Here is a 16,694-nt window from a genome sequence, read left to right as displayed (position 1 = left end):
GAGTTTTGATCTGAAAGCAAAGGTTGCGATTGGGCTGTTGCGAAAGGGTCAATCTTTTGTGTTGCCCGCGAATGGAGGGCGAAGCACTGCCCGAAGGGCACGCTTGAAAATAAATTTCTAAAGACAGTTGCTCCCACCGGAATTGCACAGGCTCCGGGCTGGTGCTGTACCTGTAGGAGCTGGCTTGCCTGCGATGGGCCGCCCAGCGGCCCCGCTTTTTTGTCCTCCAGTCAAAACACCTTGCCCTCACCGCACCTTTTTCCCACGCCCGATCCCCGCTAGCCTGCCGCCCACACCCGTCTCGTAAGGACCCGCACCATGCCAACCGATCATCAAGCCTGGGCCTGGACCCCGAACGCCGGCCTCGACGGCCTGCAACTGCTGCGTAAACCCCTGCCACAACCCGGCCCCGGTGAGGTGCTGGTGGCCAACCGCGCCATTGCCCTCAACCCGGTGGACTGGAAAATCTGCGAGTGGGGCCACCCGGCCTGGCAGCAGGGCACGGTCCCGGGCGTGGATGGCGCCGGTGTGGTAGTCGCGGTTGGCGCAGGCGTCGACATGCCGTTGGGCAGCCGCGTCGCCTACCACCAATCGCTGGCGCGTGACGGCAGTTTTGCCGAGCACTGCCTGCTCGATGCAAGCCTGGTCATGCATATCCCCAGCGCGCTCGGCGACACCGCCGCGGCCGCCGTGCCCTGCCCCGCCCTGACCGCCTGGCAGGCCCTGGCCAAGGTACCCGAAGGTGCCAGCCGCGACGTGCTGGTGATCGGCGCCGGTGGCGCGGTGGGCTTCTACCTCGCGCAGCTGGCCGCGCAGCGTGGCCTGCGCGTGTGGGCCAGTGCCGGCCAACACCACCACGCCTCGCTCAAGGCCCTCGGTGTGAGCGGGGTGTTCGACTATCACGACGCCGACTGGCAGAACCAACTGCAGGCCGCCCTGGGCGAGCGCCCGCTGCATGCCCTGTTCGACACCGTCAGCGGCGCCCATGCCGGCAGCCTGGCCCACCTGCTCGGCTACAACGGCCACCTCGTGTGCATCCAGGACCGCCAGGAAACCGCACCAACGCCCGCTTTCAGCACGGCGATCTCGCTGCATGAAGTGGCGCTCAACAGCATTCATGCCTACGGCCAATTGGCAGACCGCCAAGCCCTGCGCGTGGCCGGTGAAAAATTGCTGCAGGCCATTGCCGATGGTCGCTTGATCGCTCCACAGCGCCGCGAGTTCACCTTCTCTGCTTTGCCACAGGCTCTGCGGCAGCTGAAAGAGGGCCAAGGCACAGGCAAATGGGTGACGCGCCTGGACTGAACGCCAAATGCGAAAACTTGGATCCCATTCTGCTACAAGGTATGCTGAGCAATAGCTAAACGCCACTACTTAGGCAGGCTTCGTGCCTGCCTTCAAGGACGAGCCCTTTGCCCAGCCACCCTACCCGCCACACCATCGCCCGCCAGTGGCAGCTGCTAAAGCTGCTGCCAGGCCGTCACCCGGGGATGAGTTCCACCCAGTTGCAGGCCGCCCTGACCACCGTTGGCTATATCACCAGCAAACGCACGGTCGAACGCGACCTGGTCGAACTCGCGGCACTGTTCCCGCTGCAGTGCAACAGCAAAGGCATGCCCTACGGCTGGTACTGGCAAGCGGGCCTGAGCCCTGGCGAAGCGCAACAGCTGCAGCCCGATGCGCTCACACCTTCGGAACAGGTCGAGTTGCACGCCTGGGTCGATGATGCCCTTGCCCGGCGCCTTGAGGCGTCGCCACTGTCGGCAGATATGCAACTGACGCTGCAGGCGGAAGGTGGTGCCACCCTGGTAGCTACCGTCGACGACAACCGCTCGCTGATGGGCTGGCTGCTGTCCCAGGCCGGCTCGATCCGCGTGCAGGCGCCGCAGGCATTGCGACAGGCCATGCTCGTGCAGTTGCGCCAGAGCCTGGCGCTGCACGAGGGTGGTTGTTGACCGGCAAGAACACCAACCCCGTGGCGAGTCACTGACCTGTAGGAGCAGCCTTGTGCTGCGAAGAGGCCGGTACTGACCAAAAATGTGTATCGCTCGTACCGGCCTCTTCGCAGCACAAGGCTGCTCCTACAAATGTGTATGACTGAAAAAACGGGTAACGATCTGCCAACGTCGGTAGCGTCTGGGATCTCTATTGTAGGTATCCCACACGGAACGGATGCGAGGAAGATTACATGGATCGTGCTGAGGCCAACCGGCTACGTCGGGGGCGTTTTTCAGAGCCTGGCAGGCTGTACCTGCTGACCACTGTCACCCATGCACGCAAGCCACTGTTTCAGGATCTTCGCACAGCTCGCCTGGTCATCAGGGAGCTGAGGCAGTCGGAACGGCTTGGCGCTTGCCGCTCACTCGCCTGGGTGCTGATGCCTGACCACTTGCATTGGCTGGTGGAGCTGCGTGTCGTCACATTAAGTAGCCTGATGCGACAGTTCAAATCGCGATCTGGTACGGCATTGTGCAAGGCGGGCGTGAGCCCGGGCCCAGTCTGGCAACGCGGGTTTCATGACCGAGCGCTGCGCCAGGAAGATGATGTGCGCAAGGTAGCCCGATACATCGTTGCCAACCCTCTGCGGGCTGGCCTGGTAGCAGAGATTGGCGATTATCCACACTGGGACGCAGTATGGCTCACTGACAGCCTGCACAACTCCTTGTAGGAGCAGCCTTGTGCTGCGAAGAGGCCGGTACAGGTGGTACACATGTTCAGTCAGTACCGGCCTCTTCGCAGCACAAGGCTGCTCCTACAGGTGAGGCGTTCAGTGCGGGTTACGGCGCGACAGGCAGGCATACCCCAGGCCCAGCACGCTGGCCGCCAATACGCCCAGCAGCACCATCAGCTCGCGGCTGTAGCGGGCTACCCAGGCCGGGAAACCGATGACCTCGCGGTAAACCTGTATGTCAGCCTTGCCATCGGCGTGACTGATGCTGACCCCGCCCTGGCGGATCTGCGAATAGTCTGCATCGAAATACACCCATACCTTGCATACGCCACCCGGCTCGATGGTGGGGATATCCGCTTGCATGGTGGAGGTTTCCACGATGGTGTCATTGCCAGTTGCATCGCGCACCTGCACCAGGCCTTTCGCCGGCAGGCGGATTTTCACCTGGCGCACCTGCGCATCACCACGGTTGCGCAGCTCGATGAGCAGACCGGTACGGTGGTCGACCAACCCGGCCTCGAAGGGCTTGGCGAACAGCTGGGCATACGGCGCCTGGGCCATTTCGATCAGCCGCTCGACCTGATCGTGGCTCAGCCCGCCCTCGCTGATGGCATTGATACGCCCCTGCAACTGCTCGTACTTGAGCTGTTCGCTGGCTTTGGTGATGCGTTCGCTGAACTGGCTGGGATAGGTGAGGTAGGCATAGGTCAGCGATGCCTCCAGGCGCGGGTTGCCCCTGAGCAACCCATAGGCGGCCAGCAGGACCATCAGGCCAAGCAGCACGGCTACGAGGAGTTTCCCCACCTTGTCCCAGCTCAATGCGAACTTCCTTCTGTCGTGATACAGAGATTCAAACTGACCAAGGGTGCCAAGTTCATGGTCCCCAGGCAAGCCTGACTAAGGCTCCTGCTCGCCTCCCCGAGCCTGGCGCAACTGCTGCAACTGGCCGTCGATCAGCGCCTTGGCCATGCCTGCCAGGTAGTACGTGGCCTGCATCATCGCCTTGCGGTCACCGGGCCGGTCGATGGCCTTGCGGGTGAGTTCGGTAATGCAGCCCATGATGCTCGAGGCCTCCATCAATGCCGTGCGCATCGGCAACTGCGCGTTCATCTGCACCAGTTCGGCACCACCGTTGCCAAAACGGCCCGCTGCACGCACGACATTGAGATTGCCGCTTTCTTTCGGAGTGTCTTTGTCCATGTCCATTTCCTCGGGTTACGAGCGTACCGAGACTAGGGCGCTGCCTGCCCCGCCACAATAACCTTGGGGGTGGAAAGGCTTACTTTCGGAAATGGACTACAAGAACCCTACAAAGAGGACGCTCCGCCACCACGCTGGCTCTTGACCGGCAAGCGGCAGTGACGGACGATCAATCCCCCCTCACAAGGATGAACACCATGCTACGGATATTGGGCAGAGCCTCCTCCATCAATGTACGAAAAGTCCTGTGGGCATGTGCCGAGTTCGAGGTCGCGTTCGAGCGCGAAGACTGGGGGGCGGGCGTCAAGCCCACGGACAGCGCCGAATTCCTTGCGTTGAACCCGAACGCCATGATCCCGGTGATCCAGGATGGCGATTTCACCCTGTGGGAATCCAACAGCATCATCCGCTACCTGGCCACGCGCTATGGCGCCACTGGGTTCTACCCGGGCGAGGCGCAGGCGCGGGCCAGGATCGACCAGTGGATCGACTGGCAGGCCTCGGACCTCAACCGTTCCTGGAGCTACGCGTTCATGTCGCTGGTCAGGCACTCGCCGGCCCACCAGGACCCACAGGCCCTGGCCGCCGGCTGCGCGGACTGGGCGCGCTACATGCACATTCTCGACCGCCAGCTGTCAAGTACCGGTGCCTATGTGGCCGGCAGCCAGTTCACCTTGGCCGACATCCCCATTGGCCTGTCGGTCAACCGCTGGTTCGAAACGCCGTTAGAGCACCCGCACCTGCCGGCCGTGCGCGATTATTACGAACGGCTGAGCGAGCGCCCGGCCTATCACCTGCATGGCCGTAACGGTACGCCGTGATGGGCAAGACTGTGGGGCTGCCTTGCAGCCCATCGCGACACAAGGCCGCTCCTACAAGGAATCGCGGTTTCCTGTAGTAGCGGCCTTGTGTCGCGATGGGGCGCAAAGCGCCCCCGAAGATTTCCACCTGTTACACAGCAACTTGACTCGCCGCAGCCCCCGCCCGCCCCCGCCAAGCGAACAGCAGCACCATCACCAGGCCCAAAACCGCCATCGCCGCCCCCGCCAGGGAAACCGCCGAATACCCAAGCCCCGCATTGATCACCGCCCCACCCAGCGCCGCACCAATCGCGTTACCCAGGTTGAACGCCCCGATATTCACCGCCGACGCCAAGTTGGGCGCATCCTTGGCCGCCTCCATCACCCGCATCTGCAGCGGCGGCACCAGGGCAAAGCTGGCAGCGCCCCACACCAGGATCGCCAGCGCAGTCGGCAGCGGCCAGTCCATCACCAGCGGGAACACCAGCAACACCGCAATCAGCACGGCCAGCGACAGCATCAGGGTACGGTCGATCGAGCGGTCCGCCGCCTTGCCACCCCACACGTTGCCCAAGGTCAGGCCGACACCGAACAACACCAGCATGGCCGTGACGAAGGTGGTGGACGCTGCCGCCTCGCTCTGCAGGATCGGCGCGATGTAGGTGAATACCGTGAACATCGCACTGGAGCCCACCACGGTCAGCAGCAATGCCGCCAGCACCGGCCCGCGGCCGAGCACGCGGATTTCGGCCATGGCCCCGCCACCCTTGGGCGACGGCACATCGGGCAGTGCGTACCAGAGGGTTGTCATTGCCACCAGGCCGAGCCCGGCGATGCCCCAGAACGCCGTACGCCAGCCCAGCATTTCACCGAACCAGGTCGCCAGCGGCACACCGCCGATGGTGGCCAGGGTCAACCCCATGAACATGGCGGCCACGGCCCCGGCGCGCTTCTCTGGCGGCACCACGCTGGCCGCGACGATCGAACCGATGCCGAAGAACGCACCGTGGTTCAGCGAGGTGACCACACGGGCGACCAGCAGGCTGGCATAGTCGCAGGCCAGGGCCGACATCAGGTTGCCGAGGGTGAAGATGGCCATCAACCCGATCAGCAGGTAACGCCGGGGGATCTTCACCGTGGCCAGGGTCATCAGCGGTGCACCGATCAGCACACCGATCGCATAGGCACTGACCAACAGCCCGGCTGCGGGGATGGAGACGCCCAGGTCGGTGGCGATGCTGGGTAACATGCCCATGGGGGCGAACTCGGTGACACCGATGCCGAAGGCACCGATGGCGAGCGCGACAAGAGGTGGATTGATACGCATGGCAAGCTCCTTATCTGTGCTGCAAATGCTACGATCCGAAGCTGAGCCGCACTAGACTGCATTTTTGCGAACCACCTTTGCTCAAGAGGCACAAATGGACTTCAGTGGAAGATCCGGAGAGATGGAAATCTTTGCCAAGGTGGCCCAGGAGGGCAGCCTGTCCGCCGCCGCCCGCGCGCTGGGCCTGACGCCGTCGGCGGTGAGCCGCATCCTCGCGCGGACCGAACAGCGCCTGGGCACCCGCCTGCTGCTGCGTACCACCCGGGCGATCACCCTCACGCCTGAGGGCGAAGCGTATCTGCGCGGTGCACGGCGGGTGCTCGCCGACATGCTAGAAGTGGAAGAGGCCATCACCGACCAGGGTGTGCCCCGCGGGCGCTTGCGGGTCAGCGCAGCGCTGGGCCATGGCCGGCTGACCGTGGTGCCGCTGCTGGCGGCGTTCAGCGCGCGCTACCCGCAGGTGCTGGTCGACCTTACCCTCAGCGACGAAGTGGCCGACATTCTCGGCGGCCAGGCCGATGTGGCGCTGCGCTTCGGCCACCTGCCGGACAGCTCGTTGAGCGCCCGTGCCATTGGCGAAACCGGCCAGGTGATCGTCGCCTCGCCCGAGTACCTGGCGCGCTGCGGTACGCCGCTTGTGCCAGAGGACCTGGCCCGGCACAACTGCCTGCGTTTCAACTTCCGCCGCGCCGCACCCGACTGGCCGTTCCGTCGCGACGGGCAGGCGTTTTCATTGAAGGTGACGGGCAATATCGAATGCAGCAGCGGCGAGGCCCTGGCGCAGTTGGCAAGGCTTGGCGCCGGCGTGGCGCGCATCGGTACCTTTACCGTGGCCGATGACCTGGCCAACGGGCAGCTGGTGCCGTTGCTGGAGGCGTACAACCCCGGTGATCGCGAGCCGATCCATGCGGTGTTCGTCGGCGGCCCGGCGATGGCGGCGCGGGTGCGGGTGTTCGTGGATTTTCTGGTGGAGCAACTGTCAGGCCTGCCCAACGCCCTGTAGGAGCAGCCTTGCGCTGTGAAGAGGTCCGTACTGACAATGCATAGCTGTTGCCTGGACCGGCCTCTTCGCAGCACGAGGCTGCTCCTACAGAATCCTGCTGTAGAGGAACCCTTGCCCTCGGCTCATGTTCAGGAGTTGTTTCATGCCCTACCCCATCGAACAGAAACTGGTCATCGGCGTTGCTTCGAGTGCGCTGTTCGACCTCACCGTCTCGGACGACATCTACCAGACCGAGGGCGTCGAGGCTTACCGTCGGCACCAGCAGCAGAACCTGGACGAGCCCTTCCCCAAGGGCGTGGCGTTCCCGTTCATTCGCCGCTTCCTGAGCATCAACCAGGCCTTCCCCGAGCAGTTGCCGGTGGAGGTGGTGCTGCTGTCGCGCAATTCGCCGGAGACCGGCCTGCGGGTGTTTCGCTCGATCAACCACTACCAGCTGGACATCACCCGCGCGGCATTCATGTCGGGCCGCTCGCCCTACGAGTACATCCCGGCGTTCAATGCCTCGCTATTCCTCAGTGCCAACGAGGAAGATGTACAGAAAGCCATCGACGCCAACTACCCCGCCGGGCGGGTGCTGCCGACACGCATCTACGATGACGAGATCGACACCGAATTGCGGGTGGCCTTCGACTTTGACGGGGTGATTGCCGATGACGAGGCCGAGCGCGTGTACAAGCGCGACGACAACCTGGACGAGTTTCAGGAGCATGAACGTGTGCGCAAGGGGATCCCGCATTCGCCGGGGCCCTTGGCGGACCTGTACCGCAAGCTTTCGCTGATTCGCATGCTCGAGGACCGCAAGTTGGCCGAAGACCCGGCGTACAAGCGCATCTTGCGGATTGCCATCGTGACGGCGCGCAATGCCCCTTCGCATGAGCGGGTGGTGACGACGCTGAAGGACTGGGGCGTATCGCCGGACGAGTGCTTCTTTCTGGGCGGGATGGAAAAACCCAGGGTGCTGTCGATACTGAAGCCACATGTGTTCTTTGATGACCAGCGCAGCCACCTGCAGTCACCGGCGGGGGACTTGCCGATGGTGCATGTGCCGTTCGGGGTGGCGAATCGCGAGCGCTCGGCGGCGGACTCTGCGCTCGACGAGCCAGCTACCACTTCGAGGGCACCGGTTTGATCTGATGCGCAACCTGTGGGAGCGGGCACGCCCGCGAAGGGCCGCAAAGCGGCCCCAATCTGTTTAGCTGACAGGCACCAGGGCCTGCCAACACCGGCAGCACCAGCCCGCTTTACTCAGCTCGCCCAGCAGGACTGCCGAATGACGCTGCAAAAATTCCCAGGCCGGAATGCAGGGTCCTTGTCCGCGATCACATCCGCCTTCACGTTGCCAAACGTGGTCTGCGGCTTGTGCCGGATGCCCTCGTAAAACGCCTGGATGATCGCCTCCTTGAACCGCTCCCCACGCGGGTGCGCCTGGACCACGGCATCCCGCGCGGCAATCCCCAGCGCATCGTGGTGCAGCCCCAGCACATCAGTCTCTACCCCCGCCGTGACCAGGGCGATCAGCGGGTGCATGTGCTCTGGAATACCCGGCGTGGTATGCAGCGCGATCGCCGTCCACACACGCTCGACATCGCGCTCGTCCACGCCGTGGCGCTGGAGGAAATCGCGCGCCGCATTGGCACCGTCCACCTCGAAGCGGCAGCAATCGCTGCTGTGCTGATGGGTCAGGCCCATGTCATGGAACATGCAGCCTGCGTACAACAGTTCACTGTCGTAACGCAGCCCCAACCGCTGCCCGGCAAGGGCCGCGAAGTAGAAGACCCGGCTGGAGTGGTGGAACAGCAAAGGGGAAGCCGTGTCACGGACGAGCTCGGTGATTTCCCGAGCCATGGCGCTGTCGGGCACCTGGATACCGGCGATGGATGAAGACATGGTCGCTCCTGGGTGGGTTGATGACGAGCCCAGTCTGCGGTCGTGTGCCAATGTCCTCAATTGACTTGTGGCGCCAGATACTGCCATTGTCGGCGGATTACGGACTTGCGACGCAACGCCCGGAGCCACCATGCCCTTTTCCCCAATCACGGTCGCCATCCTGGCCATGCCTGGCGTACAACTGCTGGATGCCTGCGGCCCGCTCGATGTATTCGCCGAAGCCAACCGTCAGGCCGGCCGTGAAGCCTATCGCCTGCTGTTGCTGGCTTGCGAACCGGGGCCGCTGGTGAGCTCTTCCGGTACGCGCCTGGTCGCCGACGGATGGATCGGCGAAGACCTGGAACCCATCGACACCCTGCTGGTCGCCGGCACACCGCAGGCTGCCGAGCAATACCTGCGCCCCGGCATTCTCGACTGGCTGCGGCAACGCGCGGGCGCTTGCCGGCGTTACGGCTCGGTGTGCACGGGGGCGTTTGCCCTGGCGGCTGCCGGGTTGCTGGATGAACGGCGAGTGACCACCCATTGGGCCGTGGCGCAGCCGTTGGCCGAGCGTTATCCGCGGGTACAGGTAGATGCCGATGCCATTCAGGTACATGACGGCAACCTGCGTACCGCTGCGGGGGTAACGGCCGGGTTGGACCTGGCACTGACGTTGGTCGAAGAGGATCTGGGGCGCGACATTGCCAGGCAGGTGGCCGGGCATCTGGTGATGTACTTCAAGCGGCCTGGCGGGCAGCTGCAGTTCAGCCGGCAAGGTGGGACATCACCGGTTGGGCGTTCGGCATTGCAGGGGTTGCAGCGTTACGTGGCCGCCAACCCTGCACTGGACCACGGGGTTGCCAGCCTGGCCGCGCGGGTTGGGCTGAGCCCGAGGCATTTTGCGCGGGTGTTTCAGAGTGATGTGGGAATGACCCCGGCCGCGTGGGTGGAGCTGGCGCGGGTGAATGCTGCGCGGGTGCGGCTGGAGGCTGGGCGAGAGGCACCGAAGCAGGTGGCGGCGCTGTGCGGGTTTGCCAATGCAGATACGTTGCGGCGGGCGTTCGTGAAGCATGTGGGGGTTACGCCGGCGGAGTATCGCAAGCGGTTTGGGCAGTCGGGGTGAGCTGAACCGTGTTATGTGCGCTCGCGCCGGGTACGCTTTAGCGTCCCGGCCGAGGCTGTGCGCTCCATCGCTAGGTCAGCTTAGCGAGGGCCACCGCCCTGATGGCCGCCAAAGCCACCGCCGCCACCGTGGCCACCACCATGACCACCGCCACCACCCGGCGGCATGAACATCCAGCAGCCTGACAAGGCCGATACCAGCGCCGCAACCAGGGCTGCGCGGAAAAGGTGTTTCGACTTCATTGGAACGCTCCACAAGGCTAGATCTGCTGCCTGCCATTACCAGGTTCGGCAGCGGGCGGATTCTAGAGTGACAGCGTGATGGCCTAGGGAAACTTTTCATATCTTTACAGTCGTACTGGCAATCGGGGAGGACCGTTGCCTGTGATTGCGGCTTGCATGCCTGTAGAGCAGGCTAGCCCAACCGCCAATCATCGCCCGGCATGATACGCCGCATGAACTCATCGAAAAGCGGCACAGTGAACGCCGTATCACCGTGGTTCGGGCTGTAGATCATCCCTTTCTCGATCAATGCACTGCGCAGTGGTGCGAGCGTGGAAACCTTCCGCGCCAGGCTGGCCGCGATATCACCAGAACGATGAGGGCCGGCCCCCAGATCCGCCATGCCACGCAGGTATTTCTTTTCCGCAAGCGTAAGGCGGTCAAAGCGCACCCGGAAGAAGCTCTCATCCAGTGTGGCAATCGCCTGCTCTGAAGCGGTTTCGACATCAGCGCTGGTGATGGGGCTCTGCGAGGCTACATCCCATGAGTGCTTGCCCCACTCCTGCAGGAAGTACGGATAGCCCTGTGAATGTGCCAGCACACTTTCCAGCGCCGCCTCTTCGAATTCCACGCCTTCATCTTCTGCAGGCCGCACTACCGCAAACCTTGCGGCCTCAGGAGCAAGCGGGCCGATCTCAGGGAAATCGAACAGTCGCTCCGCATAGGATTTCGCGTTGCCACAACGGCCGCGCAATTGAGGCAGGCCAGCCCCAACCAGCGTGACAGGTAACTGGCCCTGGGCACAGCGATGCAAGGCTGTAATCAACGCGGCCAACTGATCTTCGGCAACGTACTGCAACTCGTCGATGAACATCACCAGCGCCGTGTCGGCGCGCTGTGCGGCCTTGCCGGCCTCCTCCAGCAAGGTCGCCAGGTCACCTTCCAGGTCACCGTTATCAGCCAAGCCAGGTTCCGGCTCCAGGTCCAGGCCTACTTCTATGTCCGCGTAGGCAACCTTCAACGACTTTGCAAAACCGGCAAGGGCTCGCAACCCCCGTTGAGCCAGGTCCCGAGCCGCTTCCACCCGGCTCAGGCGAAGCAGCGCCAAGCGCAGTTGAGGCGCCAACAACGCGGGTAGCGAACGGTTTTCCGGCGCCTCCATGCGTATGGCATGAACGCCCTCGGCTTCGGCTTCAATGCGCATTTTTTCCAGCAGTACAGTCTTACCCACGCCGCGCAAGCCGACCATCAGCACGCTCTTCGCCGCTCGGCCCCGGCGAATGCGGGCGATTGCGATGCTTACCTGCTTGAGCAATGCGTCGCGACCAGCCAATGCCGGCGGCGGCGCGCCTGCTCCCGGGGAATAGGGATTAGCGATCGGGTCCATGACTTATACCGAGTTTAGGAAAGTTATCGAATTTAGATAACTTAACTAATCTCTCTTGATTCGGCAATGTCAGCAAAAGCAAGCCCCTGTGCACAGCACTTTTCTTGAGACCCGACGGTGTTGCCGCTAGCACTTCCGGGCTATTGCCGGACACCTTTCACAACCAGAAGCGACAGTGAACCTTTGTGGCAGCAGTGGCTCAGTTGTGCAAAGCGCGCTTACCACTCCGACAAGGGATTGCCATGAGACCTGCCCCCTCCACCGCCCTTCCCCAGGCTCGCATCGAACGTGAACTGAGCCCGCGGGCGGTGCTCACCGGTGTAGCGCTGGGCATTCTGCTGACGCCCTCGAATGTATACGCGGGCCTTCGGATCGGCTGGTCGTTCAACATGTCGATCATCGCCTTGCTGGTCGGTTTCACCCTGTGGCAGGGCCTGGCGGGGCGCAGCAAGGGCCGGCCCACATGGACGTTGCACGAAAGCAACATCAACCAGACCGTGGCCTCGGCCGCCGCTTCCATCGTTTCTGGCGGGCTGGTCGCGCCGATCCCCGCCTATACCCTGCTCACCGGTCACCAGCTGGACCCGGTGCCGATGATGGCCTGGGTGTTCTCCGTGAGCTTCCTGGGCATCTGGATCGCCTGGTATCTGCGCCCCGCCCTGCTCGATGACCATGGCCTGAAGTTCCCTGAGGGCATGGCGACCCTGGAGACATTGCAGCAGATCTACCGCCACGGCCACGAAGCCATGATGCGGATAAAGGTGCTGTGCAGCGCCGCGTTGCTGTCGGGGCTGGTGAAGTGGATTGACGGGTTCGTCTGGGCGATACCGCGCTGGGCACCCTCGCCTGTGCTCGAGCGCCTGACCTTCACGCTCGACCCTTCGCTGATGGTGGTCGGCTTCGGCGGCATCATCGGCATCCGGGTGGGCCTTACACTGCTGTTCGGCGCCGCGCTGGCCTGGGGCGGGCTGGCACCGTGGCTGATAGACCATGCCCTGGTGGTATTGGCCCCGAACGCCAGCGGCCCACAGTTCGCCGCCCTGGTGGAATGGCTGTTGTGGCCGGGCGTCAGCCTGATGGTATGCGCGACCCTGACGTCATTGTCGGTTCGCCTGTTGCAAATGCCCCGGCAGAGGCCCACCGCCCCGCTGGCAAGTCGGGCAGCGCACGCCCGTGGGCGGTTTCCCCTGGCACCTGCGTGCGGGCTGCTATTGTCCATTGCGCTTGTGGTGGCGTTACAGGCGTTGCTGTTCGGCATCGACTGGTGGATGGCGCTGTTGAGCATTCCCTTGGCGATATGCCTTGCGGTGGTCGCCGCGCGCGTGGTCGGCGCCACCGGTATTGCGCCGATCGGCGCCATCGGCAAGCTGTCGCAGCTGAGCTTTGGCTTGATTGCCCCGGGCCAGGTGGCCATGAACCTGATGAGCGCCAACACTGCCGGTGGCGCGGCCGGGCAAGCCACCGACCTGATGAACGACTTCAAGGTTGGCCAGGCGATCGGCGCGACGCCACACAAACAACTGATTGCACAGTGCCTGGGCATCCTCATCGGCAGCGTGGCGGGCGTGCTGGTGTACCTGGTGCTGATTCCCGAGCCGCAGACACTGCTGCTTACCGAGCAATGGCCCGCACCGGCCGTGGCAACCTGGAAGGCCGTGGCCCAGACCCTGATGCAGGGGCTGGGGGCGCTGTCGCCGGAGCTGCGCTGGGCGATTGTGGCCGGCAGCGCGGCAGGCGTACTGCTAGGCACGCTGGACAGCCTGCTGCCGCAATGGGTGGCGCGTTGGCTGCCGAGTACCGGCGCACTGGGGCTGGCGTTCATACTGCCGGCATCGATCAGCATGATGATGGGGTTCGGCGCGGTGGTCACCTGGCTGGTCGGTTGCCGTTGGCCGAGCGTTACAGAGCGGTTTGCGATCACGGCCGCAGCGGGGCTGATTGCCGGGGAAAGCATTACCGGGGTGGCGGCATCGTTCTGGGAGATGGTGAGAATGCTGTAGCGGTTGGCATGGCACGTGCCATGCTGCACCTGCGCGCCATTTACAACGTTCTGACGCGCCCTTGGATGCGCTGGGTTGCTGCCGGGCAGCCCATCGCGCCTTCACCCTTGACCCACACCCTCCCCCCACCACATGCTCGATCGCTCCACCCACGCTCAAGGAACGATTGCATGAAGCTGGAAACCCTCGCCATCCACGCAGGCTTCAGCCCCGACCCGACCACCCGGGCAGTGGCCGTACCGATCTACCAGACCACTTCCTTCGCCTTCGACGACACCCAGCACGGCGCCGACCTGTTCGACCTGAAGGTGGCCGGTAACATCTACTCGCGCATCATGAACCCCACCAACGACGTGCTAGAGCAGCGCATGGCCGCCCTGGAGGGCGGGGTTGGCGCGCTGGCGGTGGCCTCGGGCATGGCGGCCATCACCTACGCCATCCAGACCGTCGCCGAGGCCGGCGACAACATTGTCTCGGTGGCCAAGCTGTACGGCGGCACCTACAACCTGCTGGCCCACACCCTGCCACGCATGGGTATCCATACCCGCTTCGCCGCCCACGACGACATCGACGCCCTCGAGGCATTGATCGATTCGCGCACCAAGGCGGTGTTCTGCGAGTCCATCGGCAACCCTGCCGGCAATATCGTCGACATCGCCGCGCTGGCCGAGGCTGCCCACCGCCATGGTGTGCCGCTGATCGTCGACAACACCGTGGCCACCCCGGTGCTGTGCCGGCCGTTCGAGCACGGTGCCGATATCGTCGTGCACTCGCTGACCAAGTACATCGGCGGCCACGGCACCAGCATCGGCGGCATCGTCATCGACTCCGGCAAGTTCCCCTGGGCGGACAACAAGGAGCGCTTCGCCCTGCTCAACACCCCCGACCCGTCCTACCATGGTGTCACTTACACCGAAGCCTTCGGCCCCGCCGCCTTCATCGGCCGCTGCCGCGTGGTGCCATTGCGCAATACTGGCGCGGCGCTGTCGCCGTTCAACGCCTTCCTGATCCTGCAAGGCCTGGAAACCTTGGCCTTGCGCATGGAGCGCCACACCGAGAACGCGCTGAAGGTCGCCCGTTACCTGCAAGCCCACGAGCAGGTAGCGTGGGTGAAATATGCAGGGCTGCCTGACCACCCCGAGCATGAACTGGCCCAGCGCTACACCGGCGGCAAACCAGCGTCGATCCTGTCGTTCGGCATCAAGGGCGGCCAGGCGGCCGGTGCGCGCTTCATCGATGCGTTGCAGCTGGTGGTGCGCCTGGTGAACATCGGCGACGCCAAGTCGCTGGCCTGCCACCCCGCCTCCACTACCCACCGCCAGCTCAACGACGAGGAGCTGGAAAAGGCCGGCGTGCCACGGGACATGGTGCGCCTGTCGATCGGCATCGAGCACAGCGACGATATCATCGCCGACCTGGCCCAGGCGCTGGAGGCCAGCCGCGGTTGATTCATCTGCGCCCTACCCAATGCCTACGGCGGGCGCACCTTCCGCACATCTGGATAGCCCTGCGATGACCCTGTTCTACCTCAAGCTGATCGTCACCCCGCTCCTTATGTGGGCCATCTCCCTCGCCTCGCGTCGCTGGGGCGGCCTGCTCGGTGGGTTGCTGTCCGGCCTGCCGATCACTTCGGCCTTGGTAATGACCTTCCTGTGCCTGGAGCAGGGCACGGCCTTTGCCTTGGGTGCGGTGCCCGGCGCGCTGGGCGGCCTGGCGGCGGTGCAGGCCACGTACACCTTCTACCTGTTCGCCACACGCAGGCTCGGCATCGGCTGGGCTGTATTGCTGGCGATGCTGTTCTATGGCGTCGCGGCCTACGCGTTTACCCACGGGGGCAACCTGTATCTGTCGATTGCCGTGGCGCTGGTGCTGATCGGCGTGCTGATACGCGCCAGCGGCCGCGAGCCCAGGCCGGACACCCTGGTCCGGCCCCGGCATCGATTTTGGGAAATCCCTCTGCGCATGGTGTCTGCCACTTCGTTGCTGATGGTCACCACAAGCCTGGCCAACTGGCTGGGCCCGGCGACCAGCGGGATGCTGGCGCCGATCCCGGTGATTGCCTGGCCGCTGGTGGTGTTCGCCCATGTGCAGACTGGCCGTGCAGGAATGGCGGCGATGGTGCGGGGCAATGCGATCGGGGCGGTGGGGGTGATTGCGTTTTATCTGGTATTGGCGGGGCTGCTCGATGCCTGGGGTGTCGCAATTGCCATCAGCCTGGCAATGCTTTGTGCCGTGGTCCTGACCGTGGGGCTGGCGGCTGCGTTGCGACGGGGGTGATACACCGGCGCGCATGCCAGGGCTGTGTCCATCGGGGCTGCTGCGCAGCCCATCGCAGGCAAGCCAGCTCCTACAGGATCACTACAGCCTTCAAGGCAGATGCAGTACCTGTGGGAGCGGGTTCACCCGCGAACACCGGCGTAGCCGGTGCCATGCACTGCGTTGGATTCTTCGCGGGCATGCCCGCTCCTACAGGATTACCACAACCTTCAAGGCAGCCGCAGTACCTGTGGGAGCGGGTTCACCCGCGAACACCGGCGCAGCCGGTGCCATGCACTGTGTCGGATTTTTCGCGGGTAAACCCGCTCCCACAGGGCCCCGCCCTATCAATGGTCACTCCCTGCGCTGATCCAGGTCTACCGCAGGCTGCTCCACGCTCTGCCTGCCGTCATCAGCCAAGCTGTCTTCCTCCTGCCAATCACCACCCTCTTCTTCGTTCATGAGCGGGTCGTCGTCAGGGTCGGGTATGGTCGGGCGGTCGGGGTCAACGGCCAGGTCAGGTGAAGTGGGCATGTCCAGGTTCGTGCCGCCTTGTGCATTCGGATCGGGGCTCATCGCTGCATACCTCGCAAGAAAAGGTGTGAACCGCATTCGTTCCGGGCAATTCCGTCAGCGAGGCTGCGGGTGCTCGGCAGAAACCGAATTGTTGGCCTGCACGTCCTCCATCTCCTCCTCGATCGGGCCTTCGTCATCCGAAGGTAGCGGGATCTCTCCGTCACCGCTGCCGGGCTGGGATTCGGTTTGCTCGAGGCCGGGGTCATTCTGATCGTTTGCCATGGAAGTTCTCCTGGGTTTGCGCATTGATCGCGCATACAGATC

At 64.0% G+C, this 16,694-nt stretch carries 18 protein-coding genes; 10 read left to right on the top strand and 8 right to left on the bottom strand.

Annotation, left to right across the window (positions count from 1 at the left end; genetic code table 11):
- Positions 1-318 precede the first annotated feature (318 nt).
- The 3 genes from E5221_RS11575 (at position 319) to E5221_RS11565 (ending at position 2,668) form a co-directional block, all read left to right on the top strand.
- Positions 319-1,305: a zinc-binding dehydrogenase gene (locus E5221_RS11575; RefSeq protein ID WP_061550931.1), complete on the top strand. Its 987-nt coding sequence runs from the start codon at positions 319-321 to the stop codon at positions 1,303-1,305.
- A gap of 107 nt (positions 1,306-1,412) precedes the next feature.
- Positions 1,413-1,955: a WYL domain-containing protein gene (locus E5221_RS11570; protein WP_247847460.1), complete on the top strand. Its 543-nt coding sequence runs from the start codon at positions 1,413-1,415 to the stop codon at positions 1,953-1,955.
- Between the two features lie 233 nt (positions 1,956-2,188).
- A complete protein-coding gene (locus E5221_RS11565; RefSeq protein ID WP_061550929.1) occupies positions 2,189-2,668 on the top strand; it encodes a transposase in 480 nt (159 codons plus the stop codon).
- Between the two features lie 99 nt (positions 2,669-2,767).
- Here the strand turns inward: E5221_RS11565 and E5221_RS11560 are convergent, their stop codons facing one another.
- On the bottom strand, positions 2,768-3,490 hold the full coding sequence (locus E5221_RS11560) for a hypothetical protein (protein ID WP_247847458.1): 723 nt from the start codon (positions 3,488-3,490) through the stop codon (positions 2,768-2,770).
- 78 nt (positions 3,491-3,568) lie between these two features.
- Positions 3,569-3,871: a DUF3077 domain-containing protein gene (locus E5221_RS11555; protein ID WP_015269932.1), complete on the bottom strand. Its 303-nt coding sequence runs from the start codon at positions 3,869-3,871 to the stop codon at positions 3,569-3,571.
- Positions 3,872-4,068: 197 nt separating this feature from the next.
- Between E5221_RS11555 and E5221_RS11550 the strand changes: the two genes are divergently transcribed.
- Complete coding sequence (locus E5221_RS11550; RefSeq protein WP_247847457.1) at positions 4,069-4,692, top strand: glutathione S-transferase; 624 nt, start codon at positions 4,069-4,071, stop codon at positions 4,690-4,692.
- Positions 4,693-4,822: 130 nt separating this feature from the next.
- On the opposite strand, the gene E5221_RS11545 is transcribed toward E5221_RS11550, so the two are convergent.
- Positions 4,823-5,998 (bottom strand): MFS transporter, encoded by a 1,176-nt coding sequence (locus tag E5221_RS11545; RefSeq protein ID WP_247847455.1) that lies wholly within the window; start codon positions 5,996-5,998, stop codon positions 4,823-4,825.
- A 94-nt stretch (positions 5,999-6,092) separates the two neighbouring features.
- Between E5221_RS11545 and E5221_RS11540 the strand changes: the two genes are divergently transcribed.
- Together E5221_RS11540 and E5221_RS11535 are read left to right on the top strand one after the other, a co-directional pair.
- A complete protein-coding gene (locus E5221_RS11540) occupies positions 6,093-7,001 on the top strand; it encodes a LysR family transcriptional regulator (RefSeq protein ID WP_247847454.1) in 909 nt (302 codons plus the stop codon).
- Between the two features lie 142 nt (positions 7,002-7,143).
- Positions 7,144-8,130 carry a 5'-nucleotidase gene (locus E5221_RS11535; RefSeq protein ID WP_247847452.1) on the top strand — a complete coding sequence of 329 codons (987 nt, stop codon included), beginning with the start codon at positions 7,144-7,146 and terminating at the stop codon, positions 8,128-8,130.
- A 116-nt stretch (positions 8,131-8,246) separates the two neighbouring features.
- Here the strand turns inward: E5221_RS11535 and E5221_RS11530 are convergent, their stop codons facing one another.
- A complete protein-coding gene (locus tag E5221_RS11530) occupies positions 8,247-8,888 on the bottom strand; it encodes an HD domain-containing protein (RefSeq protein WP_247847451.1) in 642 nt (213 codons plus the stop codon).
- 130 nt (positions 8,889-9,018) lie between these two features.
- On the opposite strand from E5221_RS11530, the gene E5221_RS11525 reads away from it, so the two are divergent.
- Positions 9,019-9,990 (top strand): helix-turn-helix domain-containing protein, encoded by a 972-nt coding sequence (locus E5221_RS11525; RefSeq protein ID WP_247847450.1) that lies wholly within the window; start codon positions 9,019-9,021, stop codon positions 9,988-9,990.
- Positions 9,991-10,070: 80 nt separating this feature from the next.
- Here E5221_RS11525 and E5221_RS11520 read toward each other — a convergent pair whose 3' ends face one another.
- Both E5221_RS11520 and E5221_RS11515 read right to left on the bottom strand, forming a co-directional pair.
- Positions 10,071-10,232, bottom strand: a complete 162-nt coding sequence (locus E5221_RS11520) for a hypothetical protein (protein WP_024086757.1) — start codon at positions 10,230-10,232, stop codon at positions 10,071-10,073.
- Between the two features lie 172 nt (positions 10,233-10,404).
- The gene (locus tag E5221_RS11515) at positions 10,405-11,598 is read right to left on the bottom strand and encodes an ATP-binding protein (RefSeq protein ID WP_061550923.1); all 1,194 of its coding nucleotides are present in this window, start codon (positions 11,596-11,598) and stop codon (positions 10,405-10,407) included.
- A gap of 242 nt (positions 11,599-11,840) precedes the next feature.
- On the opposite strand from E5221_RS11515, the gene E5221_RS11510 reads away from it, so the two are divergent.
- The 3 genes from E5221_RS11510 (at position 11,841) to E5221_RS11500 (ending at position 15,875) form a co-directional block, all read left to right on the top strand.
- Positions 11,841-13,598: an OPT family oligopeptide transporter gene (locus E5221_RS11510; RefSeq protein WP_247847448.1), complete on the top strand. Its 1,758-nt coding sequence runs from the start codon at positions 11,841-11,843 to the stop codon at positions 13,596-13,598.
- A 170-nt stretch (positions 13,599-13,768) separates the two neighbouring features.
- A complete protein-coding gene (locus E5221_RS11505; RefSeq protein ID WP_024086755.1) occupies positions 13,769-15,046 on the top strand; it encodes a bifunctional O-acetylhomoserine aminocarboxypropyltransferase/cysteine synthase in 1,278 nt (425 codons plus the stop codon).
- Positions 15,047-15,110: 64 nt separating this feature from the next.
- Entirely contained in the window at positions 15,111-15,875 is a 765-nt protein-coding gene (locus tag E5221_RS11500; RefSeq protein ID WP_015269918.1) for a hypothetical protein, read from the top strand.
- Between the two features lie 333 nt (positions 15,876-16,208).
- On the opposite strand, the gene E5221_RS11495 is transcribed toward E5221_RS11500, so the two are convergent.
- Together E5221_RS11495 and E5221_RS11490 are read right to left on the bottom strand one after the other, a co-directional pair.
- A complete protein-coding gene (locus E5221_RS11495; protein WP_176240842.1) occupies positions 16,209-16,388 on the bottom strand; it encodes a hypothetical protein in 180 nt (59 codons plus the stop codon).
- Positions 16,389-16,484: 96 nt separating this feature from the next.
- Positions 16,485-16,652 (bottom strand): hypothetical protein, encoded by a 168-nt coding sequence (locus E5221_RS11490; protein ID WP_167506594.1) that lies wholly within the window; start codon positions 16,650-16,652, stop codon positions 16,485-16,487.
- Positions 16,653-16,694 lie beyond the last annotated feature (42 nt).

The sequence above is a fragment of the Pseudomonas sp. A2 genome, from assembly GCF_023100865.1.
Lineage (GTDB): Bacteria > Pseudomonadota > Gammaproteobacteria > Pseudomonadales > Pseudomonadaceae > Aquipseudomonas > Aquipseudomonas asiatica.
This window is presented reverse-complemented; position numbering and strand designations above follow the sequence as displayed.

Coding starts and splice junctions, on each gene's coding strand:
- E5221_RS11510 (WP_247847448.1), top strand. CDS start 11,841: ATGAGACCTGCCCCCTCCACCGCCCTTCCCCAGGCTCGCATCGAACGT.
- E5221_RS11550 (WP_247847457.1), top strand. CDS start 4,069: ATGCTACGGATATTGGGCAGAGCCTCCTCCATCAATGTACGAAAAGTC.
- E5221_RS11530 (WP_247847451.1), bottom strand. CDS start 8,888: ATGTCTTCATCCATCGCCGGTATCCAGGTGCCCGACAGCGCCATGGCT.
- E5221_RS11525 (WP_247847450.1), top strand. CDS start 9,019: ATGCCCTTTTCCCCAATCACGGTCGCCATCCTGGCCATGCCTGGCGTA.
- E5221_RS11565 (WP_061550929.1), top strand. CDS start 2,189: ATGGATCGTGCTGAGGCCAACCGGCTACGTCGGGGGCGTTTTTCAGAG.
- E5221_RS11500 (WP_015269918.1), top strand. CDS start 15,111: ATGACCCTGTTCTACCTCAAGCTGATCGTCACCCCGCTCCTTATGTGG.
- E5221_RS11520 (WP_024086757.1), bottom strand. CDS start 10,232: ATGAAGTCGAAACACCTTTTCCGCGCAGCCCTGGTTGCGGCGCTGGTA.
- E5221_RS11575 (WP_061550931.1), top strand. CDS start 319: ATGCCAACCGATCATCAAGCCTGGGCCTGGACCCCGAACGCCGGCCTC.
- E5221_RS11540 (WP_247847454.1), top strand. CDS start 6,093: ATGGACTTCAGTGGAAGATCCGGAGAGATGGAAATCTTTGCCAAGGTG.
- E5221_RS11505 (WP_024086755.1), top strand. CDS start 13,769: ATGAAGCTGGAAACCCTCGCCATCCACGCAGGCTTCAGCCCCGACCCG.
- E5221_RS11495 (WP_176240842.1), bottom strand. CDS start 16,388: ATGCCCACTTCACCTGACCTGGCCGTTGACCCCGACCGCCCGACCATA.
- E5221_RS11545 (WP_247847455.1), bottom strand. CDS start 5,998: ATGCGTATCAATCCACCTCTTGTCGCGCTCGCCATCGGTGCCTTCGGC.
- E5221_RS11490 (WP_167506594.1), bottom strand. CDS start 16,652: ATGGCAAACGATCAGAATGACCCCGGCCTCGAGCAAACCGAATCCCAG.
- E5221_RS11555 (WP_015269932.1), bottom strand. CDS start 3,871: ATGGACAAAGACACTCCGAAAGAAAGCGGCAATCTCAATGTCGTGCGT.
- E5221_RS11515 (WP_061550923.1), bottom strand. CDS start 11,598: ATGGACCCGATCGCTAATCCCTATTCCCCGGGAGCAGGCGCGCCGCCG.
- E5221_RS11535 (WP_247847452.1), top strand. CDS start 7,144: ATGCCCTACCCCATCGAACAGAAACTGGTCATCGGCGTTGCTTCGAGT.